Source organism: Aeromonas sp. S11(2024) (genome assembly GCF_041402345.1).
Classification (GTDB): domain Bacteria; phylum Pseudomonadota; class Gammaproteobacteria; order Enterobacterales; family Aeromonadaceae; genus Aeromonas; species Aeromonas veronii.
Window position 1 is genome coordinate 32,987 of record NZ_JBGLRC010000026.1, and the last position, 25,284, is coordinate 58,270.

Annotated in this window: 24 protein-coding genes and 1 riboswitch; of the genes, 11 read left to right on the plus strand and 13 right to left on the minus strand. The window is 59.7% G+C overall.

What is annotated here, in order from left to right:
- Positions 1-122: 122 nt before the first annotated feature.
- The 3 genes from ACB040_RS17200 to ACB040_RS17210 are packed head-to-tail and all read left to right on the plus strand — an operon-like array spanning position 123 to position 2,568.
- Positions 123-941: a DUF3100 domain-containing protein gene (locus tag ACB040_RS17200; protein ID WP_005339140.1), complete on the plus strand. Its 819-nt coding sequence runs from the start codon at positions 123-125 to the stop codon at positions 939-941.
- Positions 938-1,387: a hypothetical protein gene (locus ACB040_RS17205; RefSeq protein ID WP_033114935.1), complete on the plus strand. Its 450-nt coding sequence runs from the start codon at positions 938-940 to the stop codon at positions 1,385-1,387. Before ACB040_RS17200 ends, ACB040_RS17205 begins: the two co-directional genes overlap by 4 nt.
- Positions 1,387-2,568: a M20 family metallopeptidase gene (locus ACB040_RS17210; protein WP_005341171.1), complete on the plus strand. Its 1,182-nt coding sequence runs from the start codon at positions 1,387-1,389 to the stop codon at positions 2,566-2,568. The genes ACB040_RS17205 and ACB040_RS17210 overlap by 1 nt, the downstream gene beginning before the upstream one ends.
- A 90-nt stretch (positions 2,569-2,658) precedes the next feature.
- On the opposite strand, the gene ACB040_RS17215 is transcribed toward ACB040_RS17210, so the two are convergent.
- The 8 genes from ACB040_RS17215 to ACB040_RS17250 form a co-directional block, all read right to left on the minus strand.
- Positions 2,659-3,618 carry a LysR substrate-binding domain-containing protein gene (locus ACB040_RS17215; protein ID WP_371155754.1) on the minus strand — a complete coding sequence of 320 codons (960 nt, stop codon included), beginning with the start codon at positions 3,616-3,618 and terminating at the stop codon, positions 2,659-2,661.
- Between the two features lie 135 nt (positions 3,619-3,753).
- Positions 3,754-4,380: a LysE family translocator gene (locus ACB040_RS17220; protein ID WP_335818260.1), complete on the minus strand. Its 627-nt coding sequence runs from the start codon at positions 4,378-4,380 to the stop codon at positions 3,754-3,756.
- A gap of 104 nt (positions 4,381-4,484) precedes the next feature.
- On the minus strand, positions 4,485-4,979 hold the full coding sequence (ilvN, locus tag ACB040_RS17225; protein ID WP_005311605.1) for an acetolactate synthase small subunit: 495 nt from the start codon (positions 4,977-4,979) through the stop codon (positions 4,485-4,487).
- Positions 4,979-6,697, minus strand: a complete 1,719-nt coding sequence (locus tag ACB040_RS17230) for an acetolactate synthase 3 large subunit (protein WP_371155757.1) — start codon at positions 6,695-6,697, stop codon at positions 4,979-4,981. Before ACB040_RS17230 ends, ilvN begins: the two co-directional genes overlap by 1 nt.
- Before the next feature lie 390 nt (positions 6,698-7,087).
- Positions 7,088-7,240 (minus strand): hypothetical protein, encoded by a 153-nt coding sequence (locus ACB040_RS17235; RefSeq protein ID WP_005339147.1) that lies wholly within the window; start codon positions 7,238-7,240, stop codon positions 7,088-7,090.
- Between the two features lie 37 nt (positions 7,241-7,277).
- A complete protein-coding gene (locus tag ACB040_RS17240) occupies positions 7,278-8,387 on the minus strand; it encodes an MJ1255/VC2487 family glycosyltransferase (protein ID WP_139732814.1) in 1,110 nt (369 codons plus the stop codon).
- Positions 8,384-8,887, minus strand: coding sequence for a phosphatase PAP2 family protein (locus ACB040_RS17245; protein ID WP_005339149.1), 504 nt, complete (start codon positions 8,885-8,887; stop codon positions 8,384-8,386). Before ACB040_RS17245 ends, ACB040_RS17240 begins: the two co-directional genes overlap by 4 nt.
- Positions 8,888-9,013: 126 nt before the next feature.
- Entirely contained in the window at positions 9,014-9,634 is a 621-nt protein-coding gene (locus ACB040_RS17250; protein ID WP_005349170.1) for a TetR/AcrR family transcriptional regulator, read from the minus strand.
- A 408-nt stretch (positions 9,635-10,042) separates the two neighbouring features.
- Here ACB040_RS17250 and leuA point away from each other — a divergent pair, with 408 nt between their 5' ends.
- From leuA to ACB040_RS17275, 5 genes are all read left to right on the plus strand, one after another.
- The gene (gene leuA / locus ACB040_RS17255) at positions 10,043-11,605 is read left to right on the plus strand and encodes a 2-isopropylmalate synthase (protein WP_323928093.1); all 1,563 of its coding nucleotides are present in this window, start codon (positions 10,043-10,045) and stop codon (positions 11,603-11,605) included.
- A gap of 132 nt (positions 11,606-11,737) precedes the next feature.
- On the plus strand, positions 11,738-12,823 hold the full coding sequence (gene leuB / locus ACB040_RS17260) for a 3-isopropylmalate dehydrogenase (RefSeq protein WP_338773777.1): 1,086 nt from the start codon (positions 11,738-11,740) through the stop codon (positions 12,821-12,823).
- Between the two features lie 33 nt (positions 12,824-12,856).
- Positions 12,857-14,254, plus strand: coding sequence for a 3-isopropylmalate dehydratase large subunit (gene leuC / locus ACB040_RS17265; RefSeq protein ID WP_338773776.1), 1,398 nt, complete (start codon positions 12,857-12,859; stop codon positions 14,252-14,254).
- Positions 14,255-14,266: 12 nt separating this feature from the next.
- The gene (leuD, locus tag ACB040_RS17270) at positions 14,267-14,866 is read left to right on the plus strand and encodes a 3-isopropylmalate dehydratase small subunit (protein ID WP_338773774.1); all 600 of its coding nucleotides are present in this window, start codon (positions 14,267-14,269) and stop codon (positions 14,864-14,866) included.
- 117 nt (positions 14,867-14,983) lie between these two features.
- Positions 14,984-15,913, plus strand: coding sequence for a hypothetical protein (locus ACB040_RS17275; RefSeq protein WP_069526619.1), 930 nt, complete (start codon positions 14,984-14,986; stop codon positions 15,911-15,913).
- Positions 15,914-15,943: 30 nt separating this feature from the next.
- Here the strand turns inward: ACB040_RS17275 and ACB040_RS17280 are convergent, their stop codons facing one another.
- Positions 15,944-16,234, minus strand: a complete 291-nt coding sequence (locus tag ACB040_RS17280; RefSeq protein WP_005339160.1) for a PilZ domain-containing protein — start codon at positions 16,232-16,234, stop codon at positions 15,944-15,946.
- A gap of 89 nt (positions 16,235-16,323) precedes the next feature.
- A riboswitch (TPP riboswitch) is annotated at positions 16,324-16,414 on the plus strand.
- 60 nt (positions 16,415-16,474) lie between these two features.
- On the opposite strand from ACB040_RS17280, the gene thiB reads away from it, so the two are divergent.
- Genes thiB through thiQ form a run of 3 tightly spaced genes read left to right on the plus strand, consistent with a single transcriptional unit; the run spans position 16,475 to position 19,753 of the window.
- Complete coding sequence (gene thiB, locus ACB040_RS17285; protein ID WP_204380214.1) at positions 16,475-17,455, plus strand: thiamine ABC transporter substrate binding subunit; 981 nt, start codon at positions 16,475-16,477, stop codon at positions 17,453-17,455.
- Positions 17,452-19,071 (plus strand): thiamine/thiamine pyrophosphate ABC transporter permease, encoded by a 1,620-nt coding sequence (thiP, locus tag ACB040_RS17290; RefSeq protein WP_338774962.1) that lies wholly within the window; start codon positions 17,452-17,454, stop codon positions 19,069-19,071. Before thiB ends, thiP begins: the two co-directional genes overlap by 4 nt.
- Positions 19,058-19,753, plus strand: a complete 696-nt coding sequence (gene thiQ / locus ACB040_RS17295; protein ID WP_088870122.1) for a thiamine ABC transporter ATP-binding protein — start codon at positions 19,058-19,060, stop codon at positions 19,751-19,753. Before thiP ends, thiQ begins: the two co-directional genes overlap by 14 nt.
- A gap of 80 nt (positions 19,754-19,833) precedes the next feature.
- Here thiQ and ACB040_RS17300 read toward each other — a convergent pair whose 3' ends face one another.
- From ACB040_RS17300 to ACB040_RS17315, 4 genes are all read right to left on the minus strand, one after another.
- Entirely contained in the window at positions 19,834-21,204 is a 1,371-nt protein-coding gene (locus ACB040_RS17300; protein WP_005358170.1) for a PhoH family protein, read from the minus strand.
- Positions 21,205-21,424: 220 nt separating this feature from the next.
- On the minus strand, positions 21,425-22,108 hold the full coding sequence (locus ACB040_RS17305; RefSeq protein WP_257691649.1) for an NrdJb: 684 nt from the start codon (positions 22,106-22,108) through the stop codon (positions 21,425-21,427).
- A gap of 10 nt (positions 22,109-22,118) precedes the next feature.
- Positions 22,119-24,266 (minus strand): adenosylcobalamin-dependent ribonucleoside-diphosphate reductase, encoded by a 2,148-nt coding sequence (locus tag ACB040_RS17310; protein WP_257691648.1) that lies wholly within the window; start codon positions 24,264-24,266, stop codon positions 22,119-22,121.
- A gap of 211 nt (positions 24,267-24,477) precedes the next feature.
- On the minus strand, positions 24,478-24,930 hold the full coding sequence (locus ACB040_RS17315) for a pullulanase (RefSeq protein WP_257691647.1): 453 nt from the start codon (positions 24,928-24,930) through the stop codon (positions 24,478-24,480).
- Between the last annotated feature and the right edge of the window lie 354 nt (positions 24,931-25,284).

The following is a 25,284-nucleotide window of genomic DNA, read 5'->3' on the forward strand; positions in this document are numbered from 1 at the left end:
TGCCATATGGCCAGCTTGATGAAGGTCACATTCCTGCCCCTCTTCGCTCCCTATGATGCCCCCATCATCGGTCTGGACAATCCTGACGATGGCCACACATGGGAATAACAAGAGAAAAGACTATGCAGCAAACCAGCCCCCTCAAGACGGTCACGGTCAGCATATTGGCAACCGCCATGCTGATCTTTGTGGCCCAGTACCTGATAGGCAAACAGGAGATCAAGATCGGCATCGCCATCATCCCGATCCTGCCAATGCTCTTTGCCGTCATCATCGGCATGATTGTCTCCGCTAAACCGGTCAAGGATCGCATCCCCGGCTGGAAGCAGCTCTTCACAGAGAAAGAAGAGGGCTTCTGCGGCAAGATGGTGGGCTTCAGCCTGCTGATCCTGGGTACCCAGTACGCGGGGATGATCATCCCCAACCTGAAGATGATCCTGAGCGTCGGCGTGCCGCTGTTCCTGCAGGAGATTGGCAACCTGCTGCCGATCCTGATCGCCATCCCGCTGGCGGTGAAGTTCGGCTTTGGTCGTCGCGCCATCGGGGCCTGCTCCTCCATCAGCCGTGAGCCGTCCGTTGCGGTAATTCAGGGCAAGTTCGGCACCGGCTCCCAGGAGTACATAGGCGTGCTGGCCATCTACCTGTGCGGCTCCGTTATCGGCACCCTCTGGTTCAGCGTGCTGGGCAGTATCGCCCCGCTCACCGGTCTACACCCGCTGGCGCTGGCTGCCGGCTCCGGCGTGGGCTCAGGCTCCATGCTGAGTGCCGCCTCCGGCGCCCTGATCAACGGTCTCGATGAGGCGCTGGCCCAGCAGGTGCTGAGTATCGCAGCTGCCTCGAACCTGCTCTCGTCTGCCCTCGGGGCGCTGTCCCTCACCTATCTGGGTCTTCCGCTCGCTGAAAAAATCTATGCCCTGACTGCCAAAGGAGAGAAAGCATGAAAAGCATCGTAATGGATATGCGGTTCGTCTTTCTGGCGATCCTGCTGGCTATGTTTACCCAGACCCTGACCACCGGCACTCCACTCTGGCTGATGGGTGACAGCTTCATCGCCATGTCACTGGTGGTGTTCGCTTCGCTGATTGCCAAGCGCTACCTGCCCTCATCCCTGCCGGCGTTTGCCTATGCCACCATCATCGGCATTCTGATCTGCCTGCCGGAGACCCCGGTACGCGGCCTCTTTATCGACGCCGTCGCCAAGATCTCCTTCCTCTCCTGCTGCGTACCGCTGCTGGCCTTTGCCGGTCTCTCGGTGGGCGGTCAGCTGGAAGAGCTGAAGAAGATGTCCTGGAAAGTGATCCTGATCTTCATGATCGTCTCCACCTGCTGCTTCTTCGGCGCCTCGCTGGTGGCCCAGCTCGGTTTCTCCATCCAAGGGATCATCTGATGAACAACATCCACATTGAACCGGCCCTGCTGGCCCTGCGCGACTTCAGTCAGGAAGTGCGCCACCATCTGCACACCATTCCGGAAGCCTCCGGCGTCGAGTTCAAGACCTCGGCCTACTGCCGCGAGCTGATGGCAGGCTTTGGCTACCGTCTCACCGACTACCCGGGCTTCACCGGTTTCCACGGCGATCTGGTGGTTGACCCTGTGCTGCCGACCATCGCCTTCCGTGCCGACATGGATGGCCTCGAGATGCATGACATGAGCGACGTTGCGTTCAAGTCAACCCACGAGGGAATGGCTCACAACTGTGGTCACGACTCCCATATGGCGATCGCCCTGACCGCAGCCAAGTTTCTGGCCGCCAACCGCGATCGCCTGCAGTACAACGTCCGCTTTATCTTCCAGATGGCGGAAGAGGATATGCGGGTGCCGGGCGCCGAGAAGATGGTCGAACTGGGCTGCATGAAGGGGGTGGACGAGGTCTATGCCCTCCATAACGACGGTGCCATGGAGACCGGCACCATCAAGTTCAACCACGGTGTCATGTCCTCCTGGGGCTCCGCCTGGACACTGGATGTGCACGGTATCTCCGCCCACGGCTCCACCCCCCACAAGGGGCTGGATGCCATCCGCGAAGCGGTGCGGATCATCGAGGACATGGACTACATCGTCGCCAAGCGCACCAGTCCGTTCAGCCCGGCGGTGTTTGGCTGCGGCATGATCAACGGCGGCACCATCCCCAACGCCATCGCCGACCATGTGCAGGCGCGCGGCACCATCCGTGCCATGGATGCCGAGACCGACCAGATCCTGAAGAACAGCTTCAAGGAGATCGTGGCCCAGAGCGAACTGCGCGGCTTCAAGACCAAGATGGTCTATGCCGGGTATCCTGCGGTCGAGAACCACGCCGATGCCTGCGCCCGTCTGCTGCAAGCGGCCGCCGACGTATTGCCCTCCGAGGGGATCAACGCTCAGGGTCAGCCGATGACCGGCAGCGAAGACTTCAGCTATATGGTCAACGCCTGCCGTGGCCGCAAGGGGGCCATGTTCTTCCTCGGCAGCGGCTGTCAGGCCAAAGGGATCTGCAACTACCTGCATGCGAATCCCTACTACCTCGATGACGACTGCCTGCTGGTCGGAGCCCAGATCTTTATCAATCTGGCGACCCGCAGCGCTTAATCCCGCATACCGATAAAACCAGAAGAGAGGCCAAGGCCTCTCTTTTTTTGTCTCTGTATTTTTGCTCTGTGTACGACAAACAACCCGCGGTTAGAGCCACGGCAACTCCGCCATATTGGCAGCGGGCGGCTGGTTGATAAGGTGCAGTTGTACCGTCTCCCGGCTGATATGGGGGGCGTAGAGGTGGATAAAGTCGTACATGTAGTCACGCAAATGGGCATGTTTGCGCAGGCAGATGTGGGTGGCACTCGAGGCGATCAGGTGGTCGATGTTGAGTCTCACCAGAGCCTCCCTATCCCCCTCGTCAAAGGCTGCGCTTGCAATCACCCCGACCCCCATGCCGAGCCGGACGTAGTGCTTGATCACGTCGGTGTCGGTGGCGGTCAGCACGGTTTTCGGCGAGAGGCCGTGACGGCTGAAGGCCTTGTCCATCTGGGATCGGCCGGTAAAGCCGAACACATAGGTGATGAGGGGATAGCGGGCCAGATCCGCCATCGACAGCGGCTGGCAGTCGCTCAACGGATGACCGTGGGGCACCACCACACTGCGCCCCCAACGATAACAGGGGACGGCGGCCAGCTCGTCGAACAGATACATGGACTCGGTGGCGATCGCCATATCCACATCGCCGCTTTGCACCATCTGGGCCAGTTGGGCAGGTGCCCCCTGATGAAGTTGGATCGCCACATCGGGATAACGACGGCTGAACTCGGTAATCACCGCTGGCAGCTTGTAGCGCGCCTGGGTGTGGGTAGTGGCGATACGCAGCACCCCGCTGGTGGCCAGCTGCTCCCCGAGCGACAGCTGGTTGATCTGCTCCACCTGCGCCACTACCCCCTTGGCCAACTCCATCACCTGCTCGCCTGCGCTGGTCAAGCCGACCAAATTTTTCCCCTTGCGGGTAAAGAGGGCGAGCCCGAGCTCATCTTCCAGCATCTTCATCTGCTTGCTGAGGGTCGGCTGGGAGGTATAGAGCTTCTCCGCCGTCGCCGAGATGTTGAAGTTGTTCTTCACAATCTCGGTAAAGTTCTTGAGCCGGGCGATGTTCATCTGGGCAAGGGATCTCGCTGCTGCGGCCAGTGGGGCTGACCTGAAAAAGAGAGAGCGGGGCTAGCCCCGCAACTAACCGCCGACCATACCACAGCGCGGCGCACGATAATCTGCCCCAGGTCAGAAAGCGGCGAGCTAGTCGCTGGCCAGCTTGATCCCGAGCCCGACAAACAGGGAGCCGATGCCCCGGTTGAGCCAGCGACCGAGACGCTGCGACAAGCGTACCTTGTGGCTGGCATAGACGGTGGTAAAGACCAGCAGGTGACACCAGATGATACCGCCCAGATTGAAGATGCAACCGAGCAGGATAAAGGCGAGCGCCTTGTCGGGGGCATCCGGCGCGATGAACTGGGGCACGAAGGCGAGAAAAAAGAGCGCCACCTTGGGGTTGAGCACATTGGTCAGCACTCCCTGCCAGTAAATCTGGCCATAGGAGAGGGCGGGCAGGGTGGCCCCTCCCTCCATTGCACCCGTTGCCTGCTGGCGCAGCAGGGAGAATCCCAGATAGATGAGGTAGATGGCGCCAGCCAGCTTGATAAGGGCAAACAACTCGGCCGAGGCACTGAGCAGGGCCGACAGACCGAGGGCCGCCGCCAGCACATGCACCATGACACCTGTGCCGATACCCAACGTCGCTACCGAACCGGCACGCCACCCTTGCGAGCCGCTGCGCAGCATGACCAGCACGGAGTCCGGCCCCGGCATGATGTTGAGCAGCAGCCCCGAGACCATAAACAGTGCAAGATCATGAATACCGAACATCATCCCTCCCCTCGTAAAGCAAAACCAAACAAAGAGGGCTCCGCAGAGCCCTCTTTTCTTTCACTCTGCGGCAGCTGACGTGTCATCAGCTGTCCCGCCAGCCATCAGGGCCGCAGCGCCTTGTCCGCCCGCGAAATGCCGCAGACGCCGGAGCGCACCACTTCGATGATCTCGTTGGTCTGGGCTGCGGTCTTGATGAAAGCATCCAGCTTCTCGCTGGTGCCCACCAGCTGCACCGTGTACTGCTCGGGGGTGACGTCGACGATCTGGCCACGGAAGATATCCGCCAGCCGTTTCAGCTCGTCACGAGCCCCACCGGCGGCACGCGCCTTGACCAGCGCGATCTCCCGCTCGATATGCTCCCCTTCGCTCAAGTCGCACACCTTAAGCACATCCACCAGCTTGTGCAGCTGCTTCTGGATCTGCTCCAGCACCCGCTCGTCACCCATGGTGACGATAGTCATGCGCGACAGGGTGGGATCCTCGGTCGGCGCCACCGTCAGGGTCTCGATGTTGTAGCCGCGCTGGGAAAAGAGGCCCACCACGCGGCTCAGGGCGCCGGATTCGTTCTCCAGCAGTACTGAAATGATGTGTCTCATCAGGTCCTCTCCGTCTTGCTCAGCCACATCTCATCCATGGCACCAAACTTGATCTGCATCGGATAGACGTGCTCATCCGGGTCGACCGAGATATCCATGAACACCAGCCGATCCTTCATGGCGAAGGCCTTCTCCATGGCGCTCTCCAGCTCGGCCGGATCGTTCACCGCGATACCGACGTGGCCGTAGGCTTCCGCCAGTTTGACGAAGTCCGGCAGGGACTCCATGTAGGAGTGGCTGTGACGACCGCCGTAGAACATCTTCTGCCACTGCTTGACCATGCCCAGCGCACGGTTGTTGATGGAGATGATCTTGATGGGCACCCCGTACTGCATGCAGGTGGAGAGCTCCTGAATGTTCATCTGCACCGAGCCATCGCCGGTGACGCAGCAGACCACCGCATCCGGGTTAGCAAACTGGGCCCCCATGGCGGCCGGAATGCCGAAGCCCATGGTGCCTAGGCCCCCTGAGTTGATCCACTGGCGCGGTTTGGCAAACGGGTAGTAGAGGGCAGCAAACATCTGGTGCTGGCCCACGTCGGAGGCAACGAACGCCTGACCCTGAGTCACCTTGTAGAGGGTCTCGATCACCTGCTGTGGCTTGATCTGGGTAGCCGACTTTTCGTAGGCCAGACAGTGACGGGAGCGCCACTGGTTGATCTGGCTCCACCAGTCCGCCAGCGCCTCCTTGTCGTTATCGAAGCCACACTCGCGGATCACTTCCAGCATCTGCTCCAGCACGGTTTCCACCGAGCCGACGATGGGCACATGGGCCTGCACTGTCTTGGAGATGGAGGTGGGGTCGATATCGATATGAACCACGGTCGCATTGGGGCAGAACTTGGCCACGTTGTTGGTGACGCGGTCATCGAAGCGGGCACCGACGGCGAAGATGAGATCCGCGTTGTGCATGGTCTTGTTGGCTTCGAAGGTGCCGTGCATCCCCAGCATGCCGATAAATTGCGGATGGACGCCGGAGAAAGCCCCCAGTCCCATCAGGGTGGTGGTCACCGGCAGGTTCAGCAGCTCCGCCAGTTTGGTCACCAGATGGTCCGCATTGGCGTTGATGGCGCCACCGCCCACGTACATCACCGGGCGCTGGGCATCCACCAGCAGCTTGGCTGCCCGCTTGATCTGCCCTTTATGGCCAGACTTGGTCGGGTTGTAGGAGCGCAGGGAGACCGTCTCGGGATACTGGTAGGGGAATTTCTCTTTCGGGTTCTGCACATCTTTGGGCAGATCCACCACCACCGGCCCCGGGCGGCCGCTGGCGGCAATGTAGTAGGCCTTCTTGATGGCCTCAGGGATATCGCTCGCCTTCTTGCACAGGAAGCTGTGCTTCACCACCGGGCGGGAGATACCGATCATGTCGGTCTCCTGGAACGCATCCTCACCGATCATGCTGGTCGGCACCTGGCCGGAGAGGATCACCAGCGGAATGGAATCCATATAGGCGGTGGCAATACCGGTAATGCAGTTGGTCGCTCCCGGGCCTGACGTTACCAGCACAGTCCCCACCTTGCCGGTGGAACGGGCGTAACCGTCAGCCATGTGAACCGCGGCTTGCTCGTGCCGCACCAAGACATGCTCCATCTTGCCGTTTTCGAAGAGAGCGTCATAGATGTCGAGCACTGAGCCACCAGGGTAGCCGAAGACGTGCTCAACTCCCTGATCTTCCAGCGCTCTAACCACCATCTGGGCGCCTGATAACATCTCCATGATAAAGCCCTCCAGGCTTTGCTCCGTTTAGCGAATCCCGCCGACGATGCCGTGCTTCCCGGCACAGCCCGATCCGTTTCTTGTTGTTATCTGAATGCAGATCGGTCCAATTCAGCCCCGTCGACAGTAGAAAAAAAGGATTTTTCCGTCATTCACCCGAAAATAGGGTGAAAAACCAACTTAACCCGCTTCATAACGCTTGTCCACGGCTTTATCTGACCAGAACAGTCATACATTTCAACCGGCTATTAACATTCAATGACTTGCCGCAGCGACCATGAAACAAAAGGGAAGGAAGTCGGGGAATGGCCAGCGGATCATTCCGCAGAGGGGAAAAACAGCCACAAAAAAGCCCACCGCTCCGCAGTGGGCTTGATGCCGAATGATGACTCAGTTCTCCTGATCCGGCTCCGCCAACCAGATCTGCTGATCCGGATCGGTCTCTTCACTGACCGAGATGCTGACACCCATATCGAGCAACTCGTGCAGGGTGAGATTGTCAGCTAGGTTCATGACTTCGCCGTTTTCATTGGTAAAGCGCATTTGCTCCATCCTCTCCTTGGTGGGATCGCCTTTCAGTCTAGTCAACAACGCTCACTTGCGATAACCAGCAACTGGATAAACAGTCGCCCCCATCCAGCTCGCTCAGGCGATCACTCACCTCCTCCGGAAACAGAGTGCGAGCCCAGAGCCGCCGCGACAGAGAGGCCACGCTCTCGTCAGCGCCCGCCGCCAGCCAGCGGGCCAGCTCCCCCGCCACATCGGGGTAGCAGACTGCCCCTGGCGAGGCGCTGTCGAGCCAGGTACGCACCAGATTGGCATCGAGCACATCCATCAGGGTCGCCAGCCCCATCATCTCGAGGGTCTTGCCATTGGTCAGCTGCTCGAACTGGCCGCCGAGGGGTTTGACCAGCAGCTTCTTGCCGAGGGTGAGCGCCTCGGAAGCCAGCTCGAAACCCGCGTTGGAGATGACGCCGCGACAACCGGCCAGTACGGCGATAAAACCGTGCCGTGACGGCGGCTCGAAGCGCAGGTTGCGCCATTGGCTCGAGGTGCGAATGGCGGGATGAAAGCAGACGAAGCGTTGCTGACCAAAACGCGACAACAGGGCAGCGATCGCCTCGGTCTGCTCGAACGGCAGATAGACCAGGATCTCACCGTTATCCGGCGCAGCGGCGATAGGGTCGATCACCGGCGGCAACAAGGGGTGACCGAAGTGAAACCAGTGCAGCCCGAGCGGCTGATCCACCGGGGCAAAGTGGCGCATCAGCTGACGGCTTACCCCATCCTCCCCCCAGCGCGGGATGGGCCAGTTGAAGCTGGCCTGATGGCTGACGGTGAGGCTCGGCTTGCCATAGCGGCGGGCTGCGTGGGCAGTTAGCGGCTCAAAATCGCTCACCACCAGATCGTATTCGCTGCAATCGAGAGACCGCAGATCCCGCCAGAAGGTGAGCGGCGAGGCGGCTTGCAGGGTGCGCCACGGAGAAACTCGCCCCTCGTGACTGACAAAAGTGAGGCCGGGAAAAGCGCGGTAGGCGCCGAACTCCTCCATGTCGAAGTAGCGGTCGGCGGGGCGGCCGCTAAAGAGATAATCCACCTCGACCCCTGCCGTGCGCAGCGCCCGCGCCAGGGTGCGACTGCGACTGATATGACCGTTGCCGGTGCCTTGCACCCCAAACAGTATCCTCATGAGTGGCTCCAGCCAAGCGCCAGCACGGCGCAACCGCCACCCAGCAGGGCACCGGCTACCAAATCACTCAGGTAGTGTACCCCGAGCAACAACCGGGATGCCCCCACCAGCGCCGCCCAGCCAAACAGCAGGGGCGCCCAGAGCGGAAAGCCGGTGGCCAATATGGTGGCCATCAGAAAAGCGGCGGCGGTGTGACCGGAGGGGAGGCTGTAACGATCGGAAGGAGTGATAAAGACCGGCAAGCCGACCGGCCGTTGCCGTTTCAGGCTGTTTTTCAGCAGCAGATAGAGGGGCAGTTCGATGGCGAAGGCTAGCAGCGCCAGTCGCACCAGCTCCCGCTCTGCCTCCCCCTGCCACCAGAGCAGGGCGGCCAGCACAGCGTAAAGCGGGCCATCGCCGGTGCGGGAAATGAGACGACTCACCCTCGCCTGCTGCCGGTTGTAGCCGTGAAGCAGGCAGACCCGGCACACCTGCAGGTCCCATTGCTGGATCTTGTTCATATCCCCTCCTTCCCTGAATTCTGCTTGCAGAGTAAGAAAGCGGGATGACGTTACGTTGAACAAGGGATAACAGATTTATGAAAAAAGGGCCGAATGGCCCTTTTTAATCTCGATGTTGCGGCAAAATCAGTGGCTGCCGCGCAGACCGGTCTCCATCAGACGGCAGTTGTGGTCCGCCAGACGGGCCATGAAGTGCTCATCCACTTTCAGGCCAAACACCTGCTCGTAGAGATCTTTCATCACGAACGGCTGCCACATCATGCTGAGGAAGGAGATCTTCAGCATGTCGGGATCCAGGTTGTCACCCAGCTCGCCGTTGGACTTCATGGTTTCCAGCAGGGCATCGAACTGCGGCAGCTGACGTTCCAGCAGGCGGTTCAGCACAAAATCCCGGCCCGGGCTCTTCTCGGTTGACAATGCGCTGGAGATGGCAGAGGTCAGCTCGCTGTTGGGCGCCATCACCTGATAGTAGGTGTTGAGCAGCTCGTTGAGGCTGTGATTGCTGTGTTCATCTTGCCAGGCATGGTCGAGGGGCTCGGCGACATCGCCCAACACCGCTTTGTAAAGACCCTCTTTACTGCCGAAGTAGTAGTGGATCATTGCCAGATTGGAGCCAGCAAGCTCCGCGATTTCGCGTGTAGTCACCTTGCTATAGGGAGTATTGAGAAAACGCTCACGGGCGGCAGCAAGCAACTTGTCACGAATGTCAGAACGTCCGACCGGACGACCAGGTCTACGTTTTTCCATTTAACACCTCAGATAATTCAGCCAATGCTGATAAGTCGATCTGGTTGTGCAGAGAATAGAGCACAGCAGGAATGACCAGATAATCGGTCATGGGCCGAATATGGGACAAGGAAATTTGCAATCCTTTACAATCCGATTAAATACGTCAGCAGATTGCCCCTGACCTTCCGTGTTGACACAGCATAAAAATCTCGATATTGGTAAAAGCGTTATCGACTGGAAGGAATAACAACGTCATGCGTATCGCCACCCCGCTACTACTAATCTCCCTAATCGCGTTAACTCGCGCGGGATCCTTGTAGCCGGGCTAAGGCATAGCCGGAATTTACAAAAACCCGTGCACCCTGCACGGGTTTTTTTATGCCGCCGCAGGATGCACGTTACCGAACTTAGGAAGAGGGAAGTCACATGTCAGATCGGGTCATCATATTCGACACCACCTTGCGTGATGGTGAGCAGGCCCTGGCGGCCAGTTTGACAGTCAAGGAGAAGCTGCAGATCGCCCAGGCACTGGAGCGGCTCGGTGTCGACGTCATGGAGGTGGGCTTCCCGGTCTCTTCTCCCGGCGATTTTCAATCGGTGCAGACCATCGCCCGCCACATCAAGAACAGCCGGGTCTGCGCCCTCGCCCGCGCCCTGCCCAAGGATATCGATGCCGCCGGTGAAGCCTTGCAGGTCGCCGAGGCCTTCCGCATCCACACCTTTATCTCCACCTCCTCCATTCATGTGGAGAGCAAGCTGAAAAAGAGCTTCGAGGATGTGCTGGAGATGGGGGTCAGCGCCATCAAGCACGCCCTTCGCTACACCGATGATGTGGAGTTCTCCTGCGAGGATGCCGGCCGCACCCCGATAGACAACCTGTGCCGCATGGTCGAAGCCGCCATCAAGGCCGGCGCCCGCACCATCAATATCCCGGACACCGTGGGCTACACGGTACCGACCGAGTTCTCCGGCATCATCCACACCCTGTTCAACCGGGTACCCAACATCGACAAGGCGATCATCTCGGTCCACTGTCACGACGATCTGGGACTCTCGGTGGCCAACTCCATCGGCGCGGTGCAGATGGGGGCCCGCCAAATCGAGTGCACCATCAACGGCATCGGTGAACGGGCGGGCAACTGCTCGCTGGAAGAGGTGGCGATGATCCTCAAAACCCGCGCCGACCTGCTCGGGGTGCAAACCAATATCCGTCACAACGAAATTCATCGCACCAGCACGCTGGTCAGCCAGCTCTGCAACATGCCGGTGCAGCCCAACAAGGCGATCGTCGGGGCCAACGCCTTCTCCCACAGCTCCGGCATCCATCAGGATGGGGTGCTCAAGGCGAAAAATACCTACGAAATCATCACTCCCGAGAGCATCGGCCTGACCCAGAACAACCTCAACATGACCTCCCGCTCCGGCCGCCACGTTATCAAGCACCGGATGGAGTCCATGGGCTACGCCGAGAGCAGCTACGACCTCGACCACCTCTACGGCAAGTTCCTGACCCTGGCCGACAAGAAGGGGCAGGTGTTCGACTACGACCTCGAAGCGCTGGCCTTCTTCAGCCAGATCCACGAAGAGCCCGAGCACTTCAAGCTGGAGTACCTCGGGGTGCAGAGCGGCAGCTCGGTACTGGCCACCGCCTCGGTCAAATTGAAAGTGGGGCAGGATCTGATCTGCGAAGCAGCCACCGGCAATGGCCCGGTGGATGCGGTCTACCAGTGCATCAACCGCATCACCGGCTATGAGATCCGCATCGACAAATATGCCCTCAAGAGCAAGGGCGAAGGGGAAGATGCCCTCGGTCAGGTCGATATCGTCGCCGAGTACAAGGGGCGCAAATTCCACGGCATGGGACTGGCCACCGACATCATCGAATCCTCGGCCCACGCCCTGCTCCATGTGATCAACAGCATCTGGCGCGCCGATCAGGTGGCCGAGCAGATGGAACGCAATAACAGCATCAAATCAGAAACCGTCTGAGCAGGACTCACAGCCACACAGACGGCATGGAATGACAACATCAGGACGGGGAACGTCTGAACCGGAAACCGCGCGCAGCGTCGGAGAAACCGGACAGAGGGATCTCAAAGACAATATCAGGATGGAGAGTGTATGAGCAGTTATCGGATCGCAGTATTGCCGGGTGACGGCATTGGCCCGGAAGTGATGGCCGAAGCCGTCAAGGTGCTGGAGAAGGTGCAGGCCAGGTTCGGCCTCGCCTTCGAGTATGATCACCATGACGTAGGCGGCATCGCCATCGACAACCACGGTACCCCGCTGCCGCAAAGCACCATCAAAGGTTGTGAAGCGGCCGATGCCGTGCTGTTTGGCTCGGTAGGCGGCCCGAAATGGGAACATCTGCCCCCCAACGATCAGCCTGAGCGTGGCGCCCTGCTGCCCCTGCGCGCCCACTTCAAGCTGTTCTGCAACCTGCGTCCGGCCCGCATCTACACCGGCCTCGAGCAGTTCTCCCCGCTGCGCGCCGATATCTCCGATCGCGGTTTTGACATCGCCTGTGTGCGCGAGCTGACCGGCGGCATCTACTTCGGCCAACCCAAGGGGCGCGAGGGAGAAGGGGCGAACGAGAAGGCGTTCGACACCGAGGTGTACCATCGCTTCGAGATTGAGCGCATCGCCAAGATAGCGTTCGAATCGGCGCGTGTGCGCCGTGGCAAGGTCACCTCCATCGACAAGGCCAACGTGCTCGCCTCCTCCATTCTGTGGCGCGAGGTGGTGACGCAAGTTGCCAAGTCCTATCCGGATGTAGCGCTGAGCCATATGTATATCGACAACGCCACCATGCAGCTCATCAAGGATCCGTCCCAGTTCGATGTGCTGCTCTGCTCCAACCTGTTCGGTGACATCCTCTCCGACGAGTGCGCCATGATCACCGGTTCCATGGGGCTGCTCCCCTCCGCCAGCCTCAACGAATCGGGTTTCGGCCTGTTCGAACCGGCCGGTGGTTCGGCTCCGGATATCGCCGGCAAGGGTATTGCGAATCCCATTGCCCAGATCCTCTCCGCCGCCCTGATGCTGCGCTACAGCCTGGGCCAGGAAGCCGCAGCTCAAGCCATCGAGCAGGCCGTGGCCCAGGCCCTGGCCGAGGGTTACTTCACCGCCGACCTGCATCAGGCCAGCGCCCGCCATCCGGTGCAGAGCACGTCCGAGATGGGTAGCCAGATCGCCGCCCGGATCTGAGCCGCATAACAGAGAACAAGGAAGAGAGAAGCAATGGCCAAGACCCTCTATCAGAAAGTATTCGACGCCCACGTGGTACGGGAAGTGGAAGGGGAGACCCCCCTCATCTACATCGACCGCCATCTGGTGCATGAAGTGACCAGCCCGCAGGCATTCGACGGCCTGCGCGCCATGAATCGCCAGCTGCGCCGCCCGGACCTGACCTGGGCCACCATGGATCACAACGTCTCCACCACCACCAAGGACATCGCCGCCTCCGGCGAGATGGCCCGCATCCAGATGGAGACGCTCGCCGAAAACTGCAAAGAGTTCGGGGTTCGCCTCTACGATCTCAACCACAAATATCAGGGGATCGTCCACGTGATGGGCCCCGAGCTCGGCATCACCCTGCCCGGCACCACCATCGTCTGCGGCGACTCCCACACCGCCACTCACGGCGCCTTCGGCTCGCTGGCGTTCGGCATCGGCACTTCCGAGGTGGAGCATGTGATGGCCACCCAGACCCTGAAACAGGGCCGCGCCAAGACCATGCGCATTTCGGTCAACGGCAAGCTGGCCGAGGGCATCAGCGCCAAGGACGTGGTGCTGGCCATTATCGGCAAGGTCGGCCATGCCGGTGGTACCGGCTACGTGGTGGAATTCGCTGGCGAGGCCATTGCGAGCCTCTCTATGGAAGGGCGGATGACGGTGTGCAACATGGCCATCGAGCTGGGCGCCAAGGCCGGCATGATCGCCCCCGACCAGACCACCATCGACTACATCCGTGGCAAGGAGTTTGCCCCCAAGGGCGAGGTACTGGAGCAGGCCATCACCTACTGGCAGAGCCTCAAGAGCGATGAAGGTGCCCGTTTCGATGCCGAAGTAGTGCTGGATGCCGCCGATATCGCCCCGCAGGTCACCTGGGGTACCAACCCGGGTCAGGTGATTGCCGTCAACGAGCCTATTCCGGCACCGGAATCCTTCAGCGATCTGATGGAGCAGCAATCCGCCCGCAAGGCGCTCGCCTACATGGACTTGCAACCGGGCCAGAAGCTCTCCGACGTCGCCATCGACAAGGTGTTTATCGGCTCGTGCACCAACAGCCGCATCGAGGATCTGCGTGCTGCCGCCGCCATCGCTCGCGGTCGCAAGGTGGCCGCTGGCGTGCAGGCGCTGGTGGTGCCGGGCTCCGAGCAGGTGAAGGCGCAGGCCGAAGCCGAGGGGCTGGACAAGATCTTCATCGAGGCCGGTTTTGAGTGGCGCCTGCCGGGCTGCTCCATGTGTCTGGCGATGAACAACGACCGGCTGCAACCGGGAGAGCGCTGCGCCTCCACCAGCAACCGCAACTTCGAAGGGCGCCAGGGCCGCGCCGGCCGCACCCATCTGGTGAGCCCGGCCATGGCCGCCGCCGCCGCCGTCACCGGCCGCTTCGCCGACATTCGCGCACTGTAAGAGGACATTACGATGACAGGATTCAAACAGCATAAAGGGATCGTCGTCCCCCTCGACAGCGCCAACGTCGACACCGACGCCATCATTCCCAAACAGTTTTTGCAAAAAGTAAACCGCATTGGTTTTGGCAAGCACCTGTTCCACGACTGGCGCTTTCTGGACGATGCCGGCCAGCAGCCAAACCCCGAGTTTGTACTGAACCAGCCGCAATTTGCCGGTGCCAGCATTCTGCTGGCCCGCGAGAACTTCGGCTGCGGGTCTAGTCGCGAGCACGCCCCCTGGGCGCTGGCCGACTACGGCTTCAAGACCATCATAGCCCCGAGCTTTGCCGACATTTTCTACGGCAACGCCATCAACAATGGCATGGTGCCGGTGCGTCTGAAGGAGGAGGAGGTCGACACCCTGTTCCAGCTGGTGGCCGCCAAGCCGGGCATCGAGATCGAGGTGGATCTGGAGGCCAATCAGGTACGTGCAGGTAGCCTCTGCTTCGGTTTCGAGATCGATGAATTCCGCCGTTACTGTCTGCTCAACGGCTTGGATGCCATCGGCCTGACCCTGCAGCACGAGGCCGCCATCAGCGCCTTTGAGGCGAAGCAGCCGAGCTGGATTTAACGCGCCAGTTGCAAAAAAACAAGTAGAATCAACAGGGAGCTTCGGCTCCCTGTTTTACTGTCCGCTACGCTTCCCAATTTGGGCCACCGGAACTGGCCCGTGCCACAGGAAAGGATGATGAAGAGACCGACGGCTATCCCTCTGCTCTGTGCCCTGCTGCTTGCCCTGCCTGCGGGGGCCAGCCAAACCAGCTTCAACAACAGCCTCGGCCAGATCAGCGTCGGCTGGCAGGATAGCGAAGGCAAACCCCAACAGCTCACCTACCGGCTCGAACAGGGCAAGTTGCCGCCCCTTATCGCCTATCGCCCGGCCAGAATGCAGGAGGAGGTGTTGCAGGTGTTGCTGCGGGAGGTGCGCCAGAACTACCCCGAGGTGCAGTTCACCCTCGCCCGTCCCTCGCTGGAGCTGCATCTGAAAAGCCGCAATCAGGACAAGGCGCGCGAGGCGATGGCCTTTCTGCAGTCCAGGCGGAGCAAAGAGGAGCAGGCGTGGCTGACCAAACACTACTTCCAGTACTTCAACACCCCGGACGGACAGCTGGCGGTGAAGCAGGATCATGTGCGCATCGCGCTGGAGAGTCGCAGCGGGCTGGCTCCACTGGCGGATCAACTCAAGCAGCAGGGCAGCACCGAAACGGAAGCGCGCCAGAAAACCGTGGCCCATATGCTCACCTTTATCCAGAGCATCCCCTATCAGCAGCTCGACAGCCTGAATGGAAGGCAGGGCAAGGGCTTTCTCCCGCCCCGTCAGGTGCTGGAGCAGAACCGGGGGGACTGCGACAGCAAGGTAACCCTGATGGCCGCCATGCTGGCTCAGCTCTTTCCGGAGCTGAAACAGGCCATGGTGTTCGTCCCCGGCCATGCCCTGCTGGCCGTTGACCTGCCCGCCAAGCCGGGGGATGTGACCCTCAACTGGCAGGGGCAGAACTACCTGCTGCTCGAACCTACCGGTCCCGCCACCTTGCCTGCTGGCCAAATCGCATCGACCAGCAAAACGCTGGTCGATAGCAAGCAGTTGAGTGTGCAGCCGGTTCAGGAGAAAGGCTAATCCCCTCCCTCTGCCTATGGGGAGAAAGGATTAACCCTGAGGCAGAAACTCTACCGCCAGCAGCAACCCGCTCTCCTCCTCCAGCACTCGGATAATACGGGCATGGGCTTCAAAGGGAGGCAACAGGTTGTTGTTGGTGGCAAGACTGATCCGGATGGGCTGATTGATGTCGAGCTGGTGTTCAGAGACCGCAATCCCCATGCCGTTGGCACTGAGATCCCGGCAGATCCCCTCCAGCACCAGCTGCTGCTGATAGACGGTGACCGGAGCATTGATGACCATGCGCGCAAAGGCACGCCTTTCCTTTGTATTGGTAAGCACGCGAACATCCTCTGTTGGGTGGGCGTCATCTCATGGGTATTGCACAATTGTGCTGGTCTACCCAAAAGAACGTTAATACAATGCGGTTCGTTTCTCAAACGGGGTGCGGTTTACCGCTGAGATTATACCCGTGTACCTGATCCAGATAATGCTGGCGGAGGAATTTGAGGCATGGAGCTCATTTTTTGCGCCCTCACCCGCTGGCACCTCGTTATTAACAAGTAATAAGGAGTGCCACCCATGAAGACCCTGCTGCTGGTCACCACCGGCCTGCTGTCGGCCAATGTGTTCGCCGCCGACACCCTCACCGTCTATACCTACAGCTCCTTCACTGCCGAGTGGGGTCCGGGGCCCAAGATCAAACAGGCCTTCGAGAAAGCGTGCGACTGCACCCTCAATCTGGTTCCCCTCGAAGATGGGGTCGCCATCCTCAACCGGCTGCGGCTGGAGGGCAACCACAGCAAGGCCGATCTGGTGCTGGGGCTCGACGATGCCCTCATCAGCGAAGCCAAGCAGAGCGGTCTGTTCGCCCCCCATCCCGCCAAGCTCGACAGCATCAAGGTGCCGGGTGGCTGGCAGGATGACACCTTCGTCCCCTACGACTACGGCTACTTCGCCTTCGTCTATGACAAGGACAAACTCAAGCAGCCGCCCAAGAGCCTGAAAGAGCTGGTGGAGCGGCCCGACCTCAAGGTGATCTATCAGGATCCCCGCACCTCCACCCCGGGGCAGGGGCTGATGCTGTGGATGAAGTCTGTCTACGGCGACAAGGCGCCTGCCGCCTGGGCCGAGCTGGCCAAAAAGACGGTCACCGTCACCAAGGGGTGGTCAGAGGCCTATGGCATGTTCCTCGATGGTGAAGCGGACATGGTGCTCTCCTACACCACCTCTCCGGCCTATCACCTGATTGCCGAGAGCAAGCCCCAGTATCAGGCTGCAGCCTTCGAGGAGGGTCACTACCGTCAGGTAGAAGTGGCCGCCAAGCTGAAGAGCGCCAAACAGGAGAAGCTGGCTGACCAGTTCCTGCAATTTATGGTGAGCCCCGCCTTCCAGCAGGAAATCCCGACCGGCAACTGGATGTATCCCGTTATCGACATGCCGCTGCCCAAGGGCTTCGAGCAGATGATCACCGTAGCCAAGCCGCTCGCCTTCAGCAGCGATGAGGTGGCCGCCAATCGCAAAGGGTGGATCCGCGAGTGGCTGCAAGCCGTCACCCAGTGAGCCGTTATCTGAAACTACAGGCGCGTCCCCTCTGGTGGTTGCCGGGCAGTGCAGCCACCTTGTTGATCCTGCTGTTATCCCTCGGGCCGCTCGCGGCCCTGTTGTGGCAGGCCGGTTCGCTGGCCCCCCGCACCCTGCTCGCAGATCCTTATCTGCGTCATGTGCTGGGCTTCAGTCTGGGACAGGCACTGCTCTCCACTCTGCTGAGCCTGGGGCTGGCCATTCCGGTGGCCCGCGCGCTGGCGCGGCGGCGCTTCGTTGGCCGAACCTTGCTGATCAAGCTATTTGGTCTCTCGCTGGTACTGCCGGTCATCATCGCCATCTTCGGCATTGTGGCGGTACACGGCAAACAGGGGTGGCTGCCGCAGCTGCTGCGCACCCTGGGGCTGGATCCCGGCAACTACCTCTACGGCCTGTTCGGTATCCTGCTGGCCCACGTCTTCTTCAATATGCCGCTGGCGGCACGCCTGATGCTGCAGAGCATAGAGAGCATCCCCGAATCGAGCTGGCGCCTTGCCAGCCAGCTCGGCATGCGCTCATCTCATATCTTCCGGCTGCTGGAGTGGCCACTTATTCGCGGCATATTGCCGGGGCTGGCCAGCCTCATCTTCATGCTCTGCTTCACCAGCTTCACCACAGTGCTGGCGCTGGGGGGCGGGCCGAAATCGACCACGCTGGAGGTGGCCATCTATCAGGCGCTGCGCTTTGACTTCGATCTCGCCACCGCGGGCGGATTGGCGCTGGTGCAGCTGATCCTGACCGCCGCCCTGCTCGCCCTGCAGCACAAGCTGCAGAGTACCCCGGCCAGCAGGGTGACACCCCGTCGCCCCTGCCTGCGGCCGGATCGCCATCAGCCAGGCACGGCCGTGGTGGATCTCCTCTCGCTCAGCATCGGGCTCGCCATCTTTCTGCCACCGTTGCTTGCCATCGTAGTGGCAGGCCTTCAACCCGGCCTGCTGACAGCGCTCACCTCCAGCAAGCTGTGGCAGGCGAGCGGCCAGTCGCTGCTGATTGCGCTGGCGGCAGGCACCCTGGCGACCCTGCTCGGTAGCGGCCTGCTGCTCACCAGCCGTCACCTCAAGGTACGCACCCGCCAGCGGCGAGCTGCCGCCCTTTGGGAGGCCAGCGGTTCGATGATCCTGATGCTCCCGGCGGTGGTGCTCTCCACCGGTCTCTTCATCCTGTTTATGCCGTTCGCCGATGTGTTCGCCCTCGGCCCCTGGCTGGTGGTGCTGGTCAACGCCCTGATGGCGCTACCCTACGTGCTGCGCACCCTCTCCGCCCCCATGCAGCTGGTGGTGCGCCAATACGACCGGCTGGCGGATAGCCTGGGGGTACGCGGCCTGCATCGCCTGCGACTGGTGGAGTGGCCGCTGCTGCGCCGCCCGCTGGCACTGGCGATGGCGCTGTCGATGATCCTCTCGCTGGGGGATCTCGGCGCCATCGCCATGTTTGGCAGTCAGGAGCTCACCACCCTGCCCTGGCTGCTCTACCAACAGCTTGGCAGCTATCGATTGACCGAGGCAGCCGCCACCGCTCTGCTGCTGCTGACGCTCTGTTTCTCCCTGTTCTGGCTGGTGGAGCGGGGTCTTGGAGGAAAACATGCTGAACATTGATATGCTTGCGACCAGCTACCCCGACTGGCGCGTCAGCTTCAGCGCGACCCTGCCCAAGGGAGAGATCACCGCACTGATCGGCCCAAGCGGCGCAGGTAAATCGACCCTGCTCGGGATGATCGCCGGATTCGTGCCGGTGGAGTCGGGCCGCCTCAGCTTCGATGGCGAAGATCTGCTGCCGCTGGGCCCGGCCGAGCGACCAGTCACCACCCTGTTTCAGGATCACAACCTGTTCCTCCATCTGTCGGTGTTCGACAATATCGCCATCGGCTTGCACCCGGGTCTGCGCCTGAGTGCCGCCCAGCGGGCACAGGTGATCGATGCAGCCGCACGGGTTGGTCTTGGCGAGATGTTAAACCGCCAGCCTGAACAGCTCTCCGGCGGCCAGCAGCAGCGAGTCGGGCTGGCTCGTGCGCTGGTGCGCGGCAAACCGCTGCTGCTGCTGGATGAGCCCTTCTCTGCCCTCGATCCCGCCCTGCGCCGGGAGATGCTGGCGGAAGTGGCGAGGCTAGCCTGCGAACAGGGCATTACCGTACTGATGGTCTCCCACAATCCGGAAGATGCCCAGCTGATTGCCGATCAGGTGCTGTTTGTCGACGAGGGCCGCATCGCCCTGCAAGGCAAGCCGGATATTCTGCAAAATAGCGACCATCCGGGGCTGCTGCGCTACCTTGGCCAATAGCCCTTGGGAGTAAAGACTGCGCCATGATCAAAAAAGGAGGCCGATTGGCCTCCCTTTGTATCTGGAAATATTCATTTAAATCAGAGGTTTTCCTCGGCGAACGAAGCCAGTCGGCTGCGCACCACGCCATTGAGGAAAATGTTGGCACTGCCGTCAAAATCCTTGAAACGCTCGACGATGTAGGTGAGACCCGAGGTCACAGGGCTCAGATAGTTGGAGTCGATCTGGGCCAGGTTACCGGAGCAGACGATCTTGGTACCCTCGCCGCAGCGGGTGATGATGGTCTTGATCTGGGACGCTGTCAGGTTCTGGCACTCATCCAGCAGCACGAAGGTGTTCTGGATGCTGCGCCCGCGCATGAAGTTGACCGATTTGAACTGGATGTTGGCCTTCTCCATGATGTAGCTGAGCGAGCCGCTCATGTTCTCGTCCTGCTTGTGCAGCACCTCCAGGGTGTCGGTCACCGCCGCCAGCCAGGGCATCATCTTCTCCTCTTCGGTGCCGGGCAGGAAGCCGATGCTTTCGGCAATTTCCGGGGTATTCCGGGTGACGATCACCTTCTCGTAAATGCCCTTCTCAATCACCAACTCCAGCGCAGCAGCCATGGCCAGCAAGGTCTTGCCGCAACCCGCCGGGCCGGTCAGGATAACCAGATCGATGTGCGGATCGAGCAGTGCATCCAAAGCCATTCCCTGATAGACGTTCTTGGGATGGACACCCCACGCCTTGCGGGACATCAGCCGCTCGCGGCCCAGATCCTTGATGCGGATCTTGTTGCCATCGTGGCTGAGCACCCGGGCTGCGAAGAAATTCTCCTCATCCACCAGATACTGGTTTACGTGAACCCCTTCCAGCAGATTGGCATCGATCACATGGATGGTGTCGCGGCCATGGGTCTCGCTCTCGCACTCGCCAACCCGCTCCCAAAAGCTGCCGGGCACCACCTGAAAGCCTTTAGCCAGCAGGCGGATATCGTCGATCAGCTGGTCGCTACGGTAATCTTCAACGTGAGCAAGCCCGGCCCCCTTGGCCTTGAGGCGCATGTTGATGTCTTTGGTGACCAGCACCACCTGACGCTTCAACTCGTGCTTTTGCAGATAGAGGGCCGCGTTGATGATGCGGTTGTCGGCCTCCTTGTCGGTAAACACCTCGGCATCCTGCGGCAGATGGTGATCGCTGAAGATGCAGATATTGCCGCTCGCTTCGCCAGCCAGCGGCACGCCTTGGGTGATCTGATCCGGGGTTGCATCGCGGAACACATCTTCCAGCGCACGAATGGCCACCCGCGCGTCGCGGCTGACATCCTTGTTGCGATCCTTGATGTTATCGAGCTCTTCCAGCACCGTCATGGGGATGAGCACGTCGTGCTCTTTGAAGGAGTAGATAGCGAGGGGTTCGTGAAGCAGAACGTTGGTATCCAGGATAAACAGCTTTCGGTCCGTATTGTCCATAAGCATCCTCCTTGGCACTGAAGGGCCACGTGTGTGAATCTCAGATGTCATTGAAACCACACGGCCGTGACAGTTTTATTACCCTCAACGCTACGCCCGATTTTACTATCGCGCAACAAATCACTGGGCCGCCTGATTTGATTGCGCATAAAAACAGCAATAAAAAGACCGGCACTGTGGCCGGTCTTTTCTCTATCGTTCAACTACTTGGGCATGTCTGTCAGCCGCACTTGGAGTCGCCACAGTTGAGGCAGGTCATGCAGCCATCCTTCAGCACCAGCGCCTTGGTGTGGCACTTGTAGCAGAGCGCGGCATTGGCCGGGAAACCACTGCCAGCCTGCTGCTCTTCGGCGTCCTGAGCCGCCTTCAGCTCGGCCTGCTTCTCGGCCAGAAACGCCTGCTGATGCTCGTCCAGCCCGGTTGCCTTGAGCATGCCGATCTCGGTGAGATGGCTCTCGATCACGTTGCCAATTTCAGCGATCAGCGATGGAACGTACTTGCCCTTGTTCCAGTAGCCGCCCTTGGGATCGAATACGGAACGCAGCTCCTCCACCAGGAAGGTGACATCCCCCCCCTTGCGGAATACCGCCGAGATGATGCGGGTCAGCGCCACGATCCACTGGTAGTGCTCCAGACTCTTGGAGTTGATGAAAATCTCGAACGGACGGCGAGTTTCGTGAACCGTGCCCTCGTTGAGAATGATGTCGTTGATGGTGATGAACAGCGAGTGCTCGGAGACATGCTCCGGCGTCTTCAGCTTGTAGGTGGTGCCCATCAGCCGCTCTGGGCGCAGCACGGTTTCGTGCATGTGCACTACGTCATCCTGCGCAGAGAGATCTTCTTGCGGCTCATCCTTGGTACGCACCTTGTAGGCGACGATTTTCTTGTCGATCTTCTTGACCATAATGTCGTTCTCAGAATTTACCGTAATAGCCTTCTTTCAAGGCGTCGTAGAGGTTGGCGGCCGTATGCAGCTCGCCATCGTATTCGATCTCTTCGTTCCCCTTGACGGAGATGACGGAGCCATCCTCCAGGGTGAAATCGTACAGGGTGTTCTCCAGATCCTTCTCCTTCACCAGCACGCCCTGGAAAGCCTCCGGATTGAAGCGGAAGGTGGTGCAGCCCTTGAGGCCAGAGTCCGAGGCATACATGTAGATGTCCTTGAACTGCTCGAATGGGAAATCGGTTGGCACGTTGGCAGTCTTGGAGATGGAGGAGTCAATCCAGCGCTGGGCCGCCGCCTGAATGTCCACATGCTGCGCCGGGCTGATGTCATCGGCAGTAATGAAATAGTCCGGCAGACGGCTCGCCTCATCATCGGCATAGGGCATGGCGGCCGGATTCACCAGCTCGCGGTAGGCCAGCAGCTCGAAGGAGTAGACATCGACGCTCTCCTTGCTCTTCTTGCCCGGCTTGATAACGTTGCGGCTGTAGTGGTGGGCAAAGCTCGGCTCGATGCCGTTGCTGGCGTTGTTGGCCAGAGACAGCGAGATGGTGCCGGTCGGCGCGATACTACTGTGATGGGTGAAACGCCCACCCACTTCGGCCAGCTCGGCGACCAGCGCAGGATCCACTTCGGCAACCTGCTGCATGTAGCGGCTGTAGCGCGCATGCAGCACCTTGCCCTTCACCTTGTCGCCCACCTTGATGCCATCAGCCACCATTTCCGGGCGCAGACGCAGCATCTTGCCGGTCACTTCGAACTCCTGCTCCATGATGGGGGCTGGGCCCTTCTCCTTGGCAAGACGCAGGGACTCCTGCCAGCCGGTCATCGCCAGCTCCTGGGATACCTGCTCGGTAAAGGCTACGGATGCCGCAGAGCCGTACTTGATCTGCAGCATGGTGAGGGTCGAACCAAGACCCAGGAAACCCATGCCATGCCGGCGCTTGGCTGTGATCTCCTCGCGCTGTTTGGCCAGTGGCAGTTGGTTGATCTCCACCACGTTGTCGAGCATGCGAGTAAAGATGGCCACCACCTTGCGAAACGCCTGCCAATCGAATGCCGCGTTTTCAGTAAAAGGGTCGCGCACAAACTTGGTCAGATTGACCGAGCCTAGCAGACAGGCACCGTAGGGCGGCAACGGCTGCTCACCACAGGGGTTAGTCGCGCGGATCTCTTCACAGAACCAGTTGTTGTTCATCTGGTTGACCTTGTCGATCAGGATGAAGCCGGGCTCTGCATAGTCATAGGTGGAGGTCATGATGACATTCCACAGCTTGCGGGCGGGCATGGTCTTGTAGACCTTGCAGGCGACCTGCCCCAACTCGTTGAATACAACCCCTTCCTTGTTGGGCCAGTCGGCCCATAGCACCTGAGCAGGATCGTCCAGCGCAATGCCATCCTGCTCCACCTCTTTGGCGGTGTAGGGGAAGATCAGCGACCAGGGGGCATCCTCTTTCACCGCCTTGACGAAATCTTCGGTGATGAGCAGGGAGAGGTTGAACTGACGCAGGCGGCCATCTTCACGTTTGGCCTGAATAAACTCGATCACATCGGGATGGCGGATATCCATAGTGCCCATCTGGGCGCCACGACGGCCACCGGCTGACGAGACGGTGAAACACATCTTGTCATAGATATCCATGAACGAGAGCGGACCTGAGGTGTAAGCACCGGCACCGGAGACAAAAGCACCGCGCGGGCGCAGAGTCGAGAAGTCATAGCCGATACCACAACCGGCTTTCAGGGTCAGGCCAGCCTCGTGCACCTTGCCGAGGATATCGTCCATCGAATCTTCGATGGTGCCGGAAACAGTGCAGTTGATGGTTGAAGTCGCGGGCTTGTGCTCAAAAGCCCCAGCGTTGGAGGTGATGCGGCCCGCCGGAATGGCCCCATTGCGCAGCGCCCACAGGAATGGCTCATACCAGGCCTCAGGTTCCAGCTCCTGCTCTGCCAACGCACGGGCTACCCGCTGGTAAGTCTCATCGATAGAGCTGTCGATGGGAGTACCATCCTTGCTCTTGAGGCGATACTTGCTATCCCAAATCTCGAGGGACGTTTCCTGCATGGGGATAAGGCGGGAGCCAAGCTCACTCTCCAGCACCGGGTTCGATTTAGCCATTTTCAATCAACCTTATGTGAATGCATCAACATCATGACAACAGCAGAAAACACAACCAATGGTGCCATCTAAAATTAATGGCACAACATATAGTACACCTGATGCCATGAGGGCGCCGATTCTAACCTAAAAAAATGCCCCGGCCAGCAGATTTCTGGGCCAGGGCACTTAACTGATTAATTTGCTGAGAGATTTAACACTCAGAGATAGATCAGGGCTTCTTGACGTAAACGGACGGCGTTTCACCCGCCATATTCAGATAGAACTCGTAGACGCCATCAGCATCCGGTGAGAACTTCATGTCCTCATACTTGGAGCAGGGGTTTACCGGCACCGCCTCACCCCCCAACACGGCAACACCATCACTCGGGCTCTTGTAGCCAAAGTTGGTACCGCAGCTCCAGCCTGAATCAGCAAACTTGAACTTGTAGGGGGCCCACTCTTTCTTGAGGGTGCCTTTGGCCATATAGAGCTTGTCTGCCACCTTGACTACCTTGCTTTCATCAGTCGCCATCCAGTCGTTCATCTCCCCGCGCAGGTAGATGGACTTGCCACCGAAGTCGCTGTTGTCTACCCCCGCTTGCTCTGCACCACCATTGGATGCGCAACCGCCTAATACCAGGGTTCCCGCCGCCAGCATCATCGTTACTGTTCTTTTGAACATGGGTCTATTCCTTAAATTATTGTGATTCCTTGGTCCATCATGTGGACTGAAGAATTAAACCAGAGCAGGCATCACAAGAAAGGTAGAGGCATCACATTCTGTGCTTTTTATATCCAACACATTGAACTGGTGAGGAAATATCGAACAGAAAAGAGGCCTTTTTGGGGCTTTAGAAGGGTAATCAATGAATGACAAGAAGGGGAAAGTCTAATAATCCGGTGACGTGCTGAATTGCAGGCAATAAAAAAACCCCGCTCGATGAGCGGGGTTTCTTGTATTGGGTGCCTGGCAGTGTCCTACTCTCGCATGGCGAATGCCACACTACCATCGGCGCTACCGCGTTTCACTTCTGAG

What these genes read in the sequence shown, in the direction of transcription:
- leuB (WP_338773777.1), top strand. Translation starts at nt 11,738, where the DNA reads ATGAGCAGTTATCGGATCGCAGTATTGCCGGGTGACGGCATTGGCCCG.
- ACB040_RS17230 (WP_371155757.1), bottom strand. Translation starts at nt 6,697, where the DNA reads ATGGAGATGTTATCAGGCGCCCAGATGGTGGTTAGAGCGCTGGAAGAT.
- ACB040_RS17215 (WP_371155754.1), bottom strand. Translation starts at nt 3,618, where the DNA reads ATGAACATCGCCCGGCTCAAGAACTTTACCGAGATTGTGAAGAACAAC.
- thiQ (WP_088870122.1), top strand. Translation starts at nt 19,058, where the DNA reads ATGCTGAACATTGATATGCTTGCGACCAGCTACCCCGACTGGCGCGTC.
- ACB040_RS17315 (WP_257691647.1), bottom strand. Translation starts at nt 24,930, where the DNA reads ATGTTCAAAAGAACAGTAACGATGATGCTGGCGGCGGGAACCCTGGTA.
- ACB040_RS17245 (WP_005339149.1), bottom strand. Translation starts at nt 8,887, where the DNA reads ATGAACAAGATCCAGCAATGGGACCTGCAGGTGTGCCGGGTCTGCCTG.
- ACB040_RS17310 (WP_257691648.1), bottom strand. Translation starts at nt 24,266, where the DNA reads ATGGCTAAATCGAACCCGGTGCTGGAGAGTGAGCTTGGCTCCCGCCTT.
- leuC (WP_338773776.1), top strand. Translation starts at nt 12,857, where the DNA reads ATGGCCAAGACCCTCTATCAGAAAGTATTCGACGCCCACGTGGTACGG.
- ACB040_RS17275 (WP_069526619.1), top strand. Translation starts at nt 14,984, where the DNA reads ATGAAGAGACCGACGGCTATCCCTCTGCTCTGTGCCCTGCTGCTTGCC.
- ACB040_RS17305 (WP_257691649.1), bottom strand. Translation starts at nt 22,108, where the DNA reads ATGGTCAAGAAGATCGACAAGAAAATCGTCGCCTACAAGGTGCGTACC.
- leuD (WP_338773774.1), top strand. Translation starts at nt 14,267, where the DNA reads ATGACAGGATTCAAACAGCATAAAGGGATCGTCGTCCCCCTCGACAGC.
- ACB040_RS17240 (WP_139732814.1), bottom strand. Translation starts at nt 8,387, where the DNA reads ATGAGGATACTGTTTGGGGTGCAAGGCACCGGCAACGGTCATATCAGT.
- leuA (WP_323928093.1), top strand. Translation starts at nt 10,043, where the DNA reads ATGTCAGATCGGGTCATCATATTCGACACCACCTTGCGTGATGGTGAG.
- ACB040_RS17210 (WP_005341171.1), top strand. Translation starts at nt 1,387, where the DNA reads ATGAACAACATCCACATTGAACCGGCCCTGCTGGCCCTGCGCGACTTC.
- ACB040_RS17250 (WP_005349170.1), bottom strand. Translation starts at nt 9,634, where the DNA reads ATGGAAAAACGTAGACCTGGTCGTCCGGTCGGACGTTCTGACATTCGT.
- ilvN (WP_005311605.1), bottom strand. Translation starts at nt 4,979, where the DNA reads ATGAGACACATCATTTCAGTACTGCTGGAGAACGAATCCGGCGCCCTG.
- ACB040_RS17300 (WP_005358170.1), bottom strand. Translation starts at nt 21,204, where the DNA reads ATGGACAATACGGACCGAAAGCTGTTTATCCTGGATACCAACGTTCTG.
- thiB (WP_204380214.1), top strand. Translation starts at nt 16,475, where the DNA reads ATGAAGACCCTGCTGCTGGTCACCACCGGCCTGCTGTCGGCCAATGTG.
- ACB040_RS17200 (WP_005339140.1), top strand. Translation starts at nt 123, where the DNA reads ATGCAGCAAACCAGCCCCCTCAAGACGGTCACGGTCAGCATATTGGCA.
- ACB040_RS17235 (WP_005339147.1), bottom strand. Translation starts at nt 7,240, where the DNA reads ATGCGCTTTACCAATGAAAACGGCGAAGTCATGAACCTAGCTGACAAT.
- ACB040_RS17205 (WP_033114935.1), top strand. Translation starts at nt 938, where the DNA reads ATGAAAAGCATCGTAATGGATATGCGGTTCGTCTTTCTGGCGATCCTG.
- ACB040_RS17220 (WP_335818260.1), bottom strand. Translation starts at nt 4,380, where the DNA reads ATGTTCGGTATTCATGATCTTGCACTGTTTATGGTCTCGGGGCTGCTG.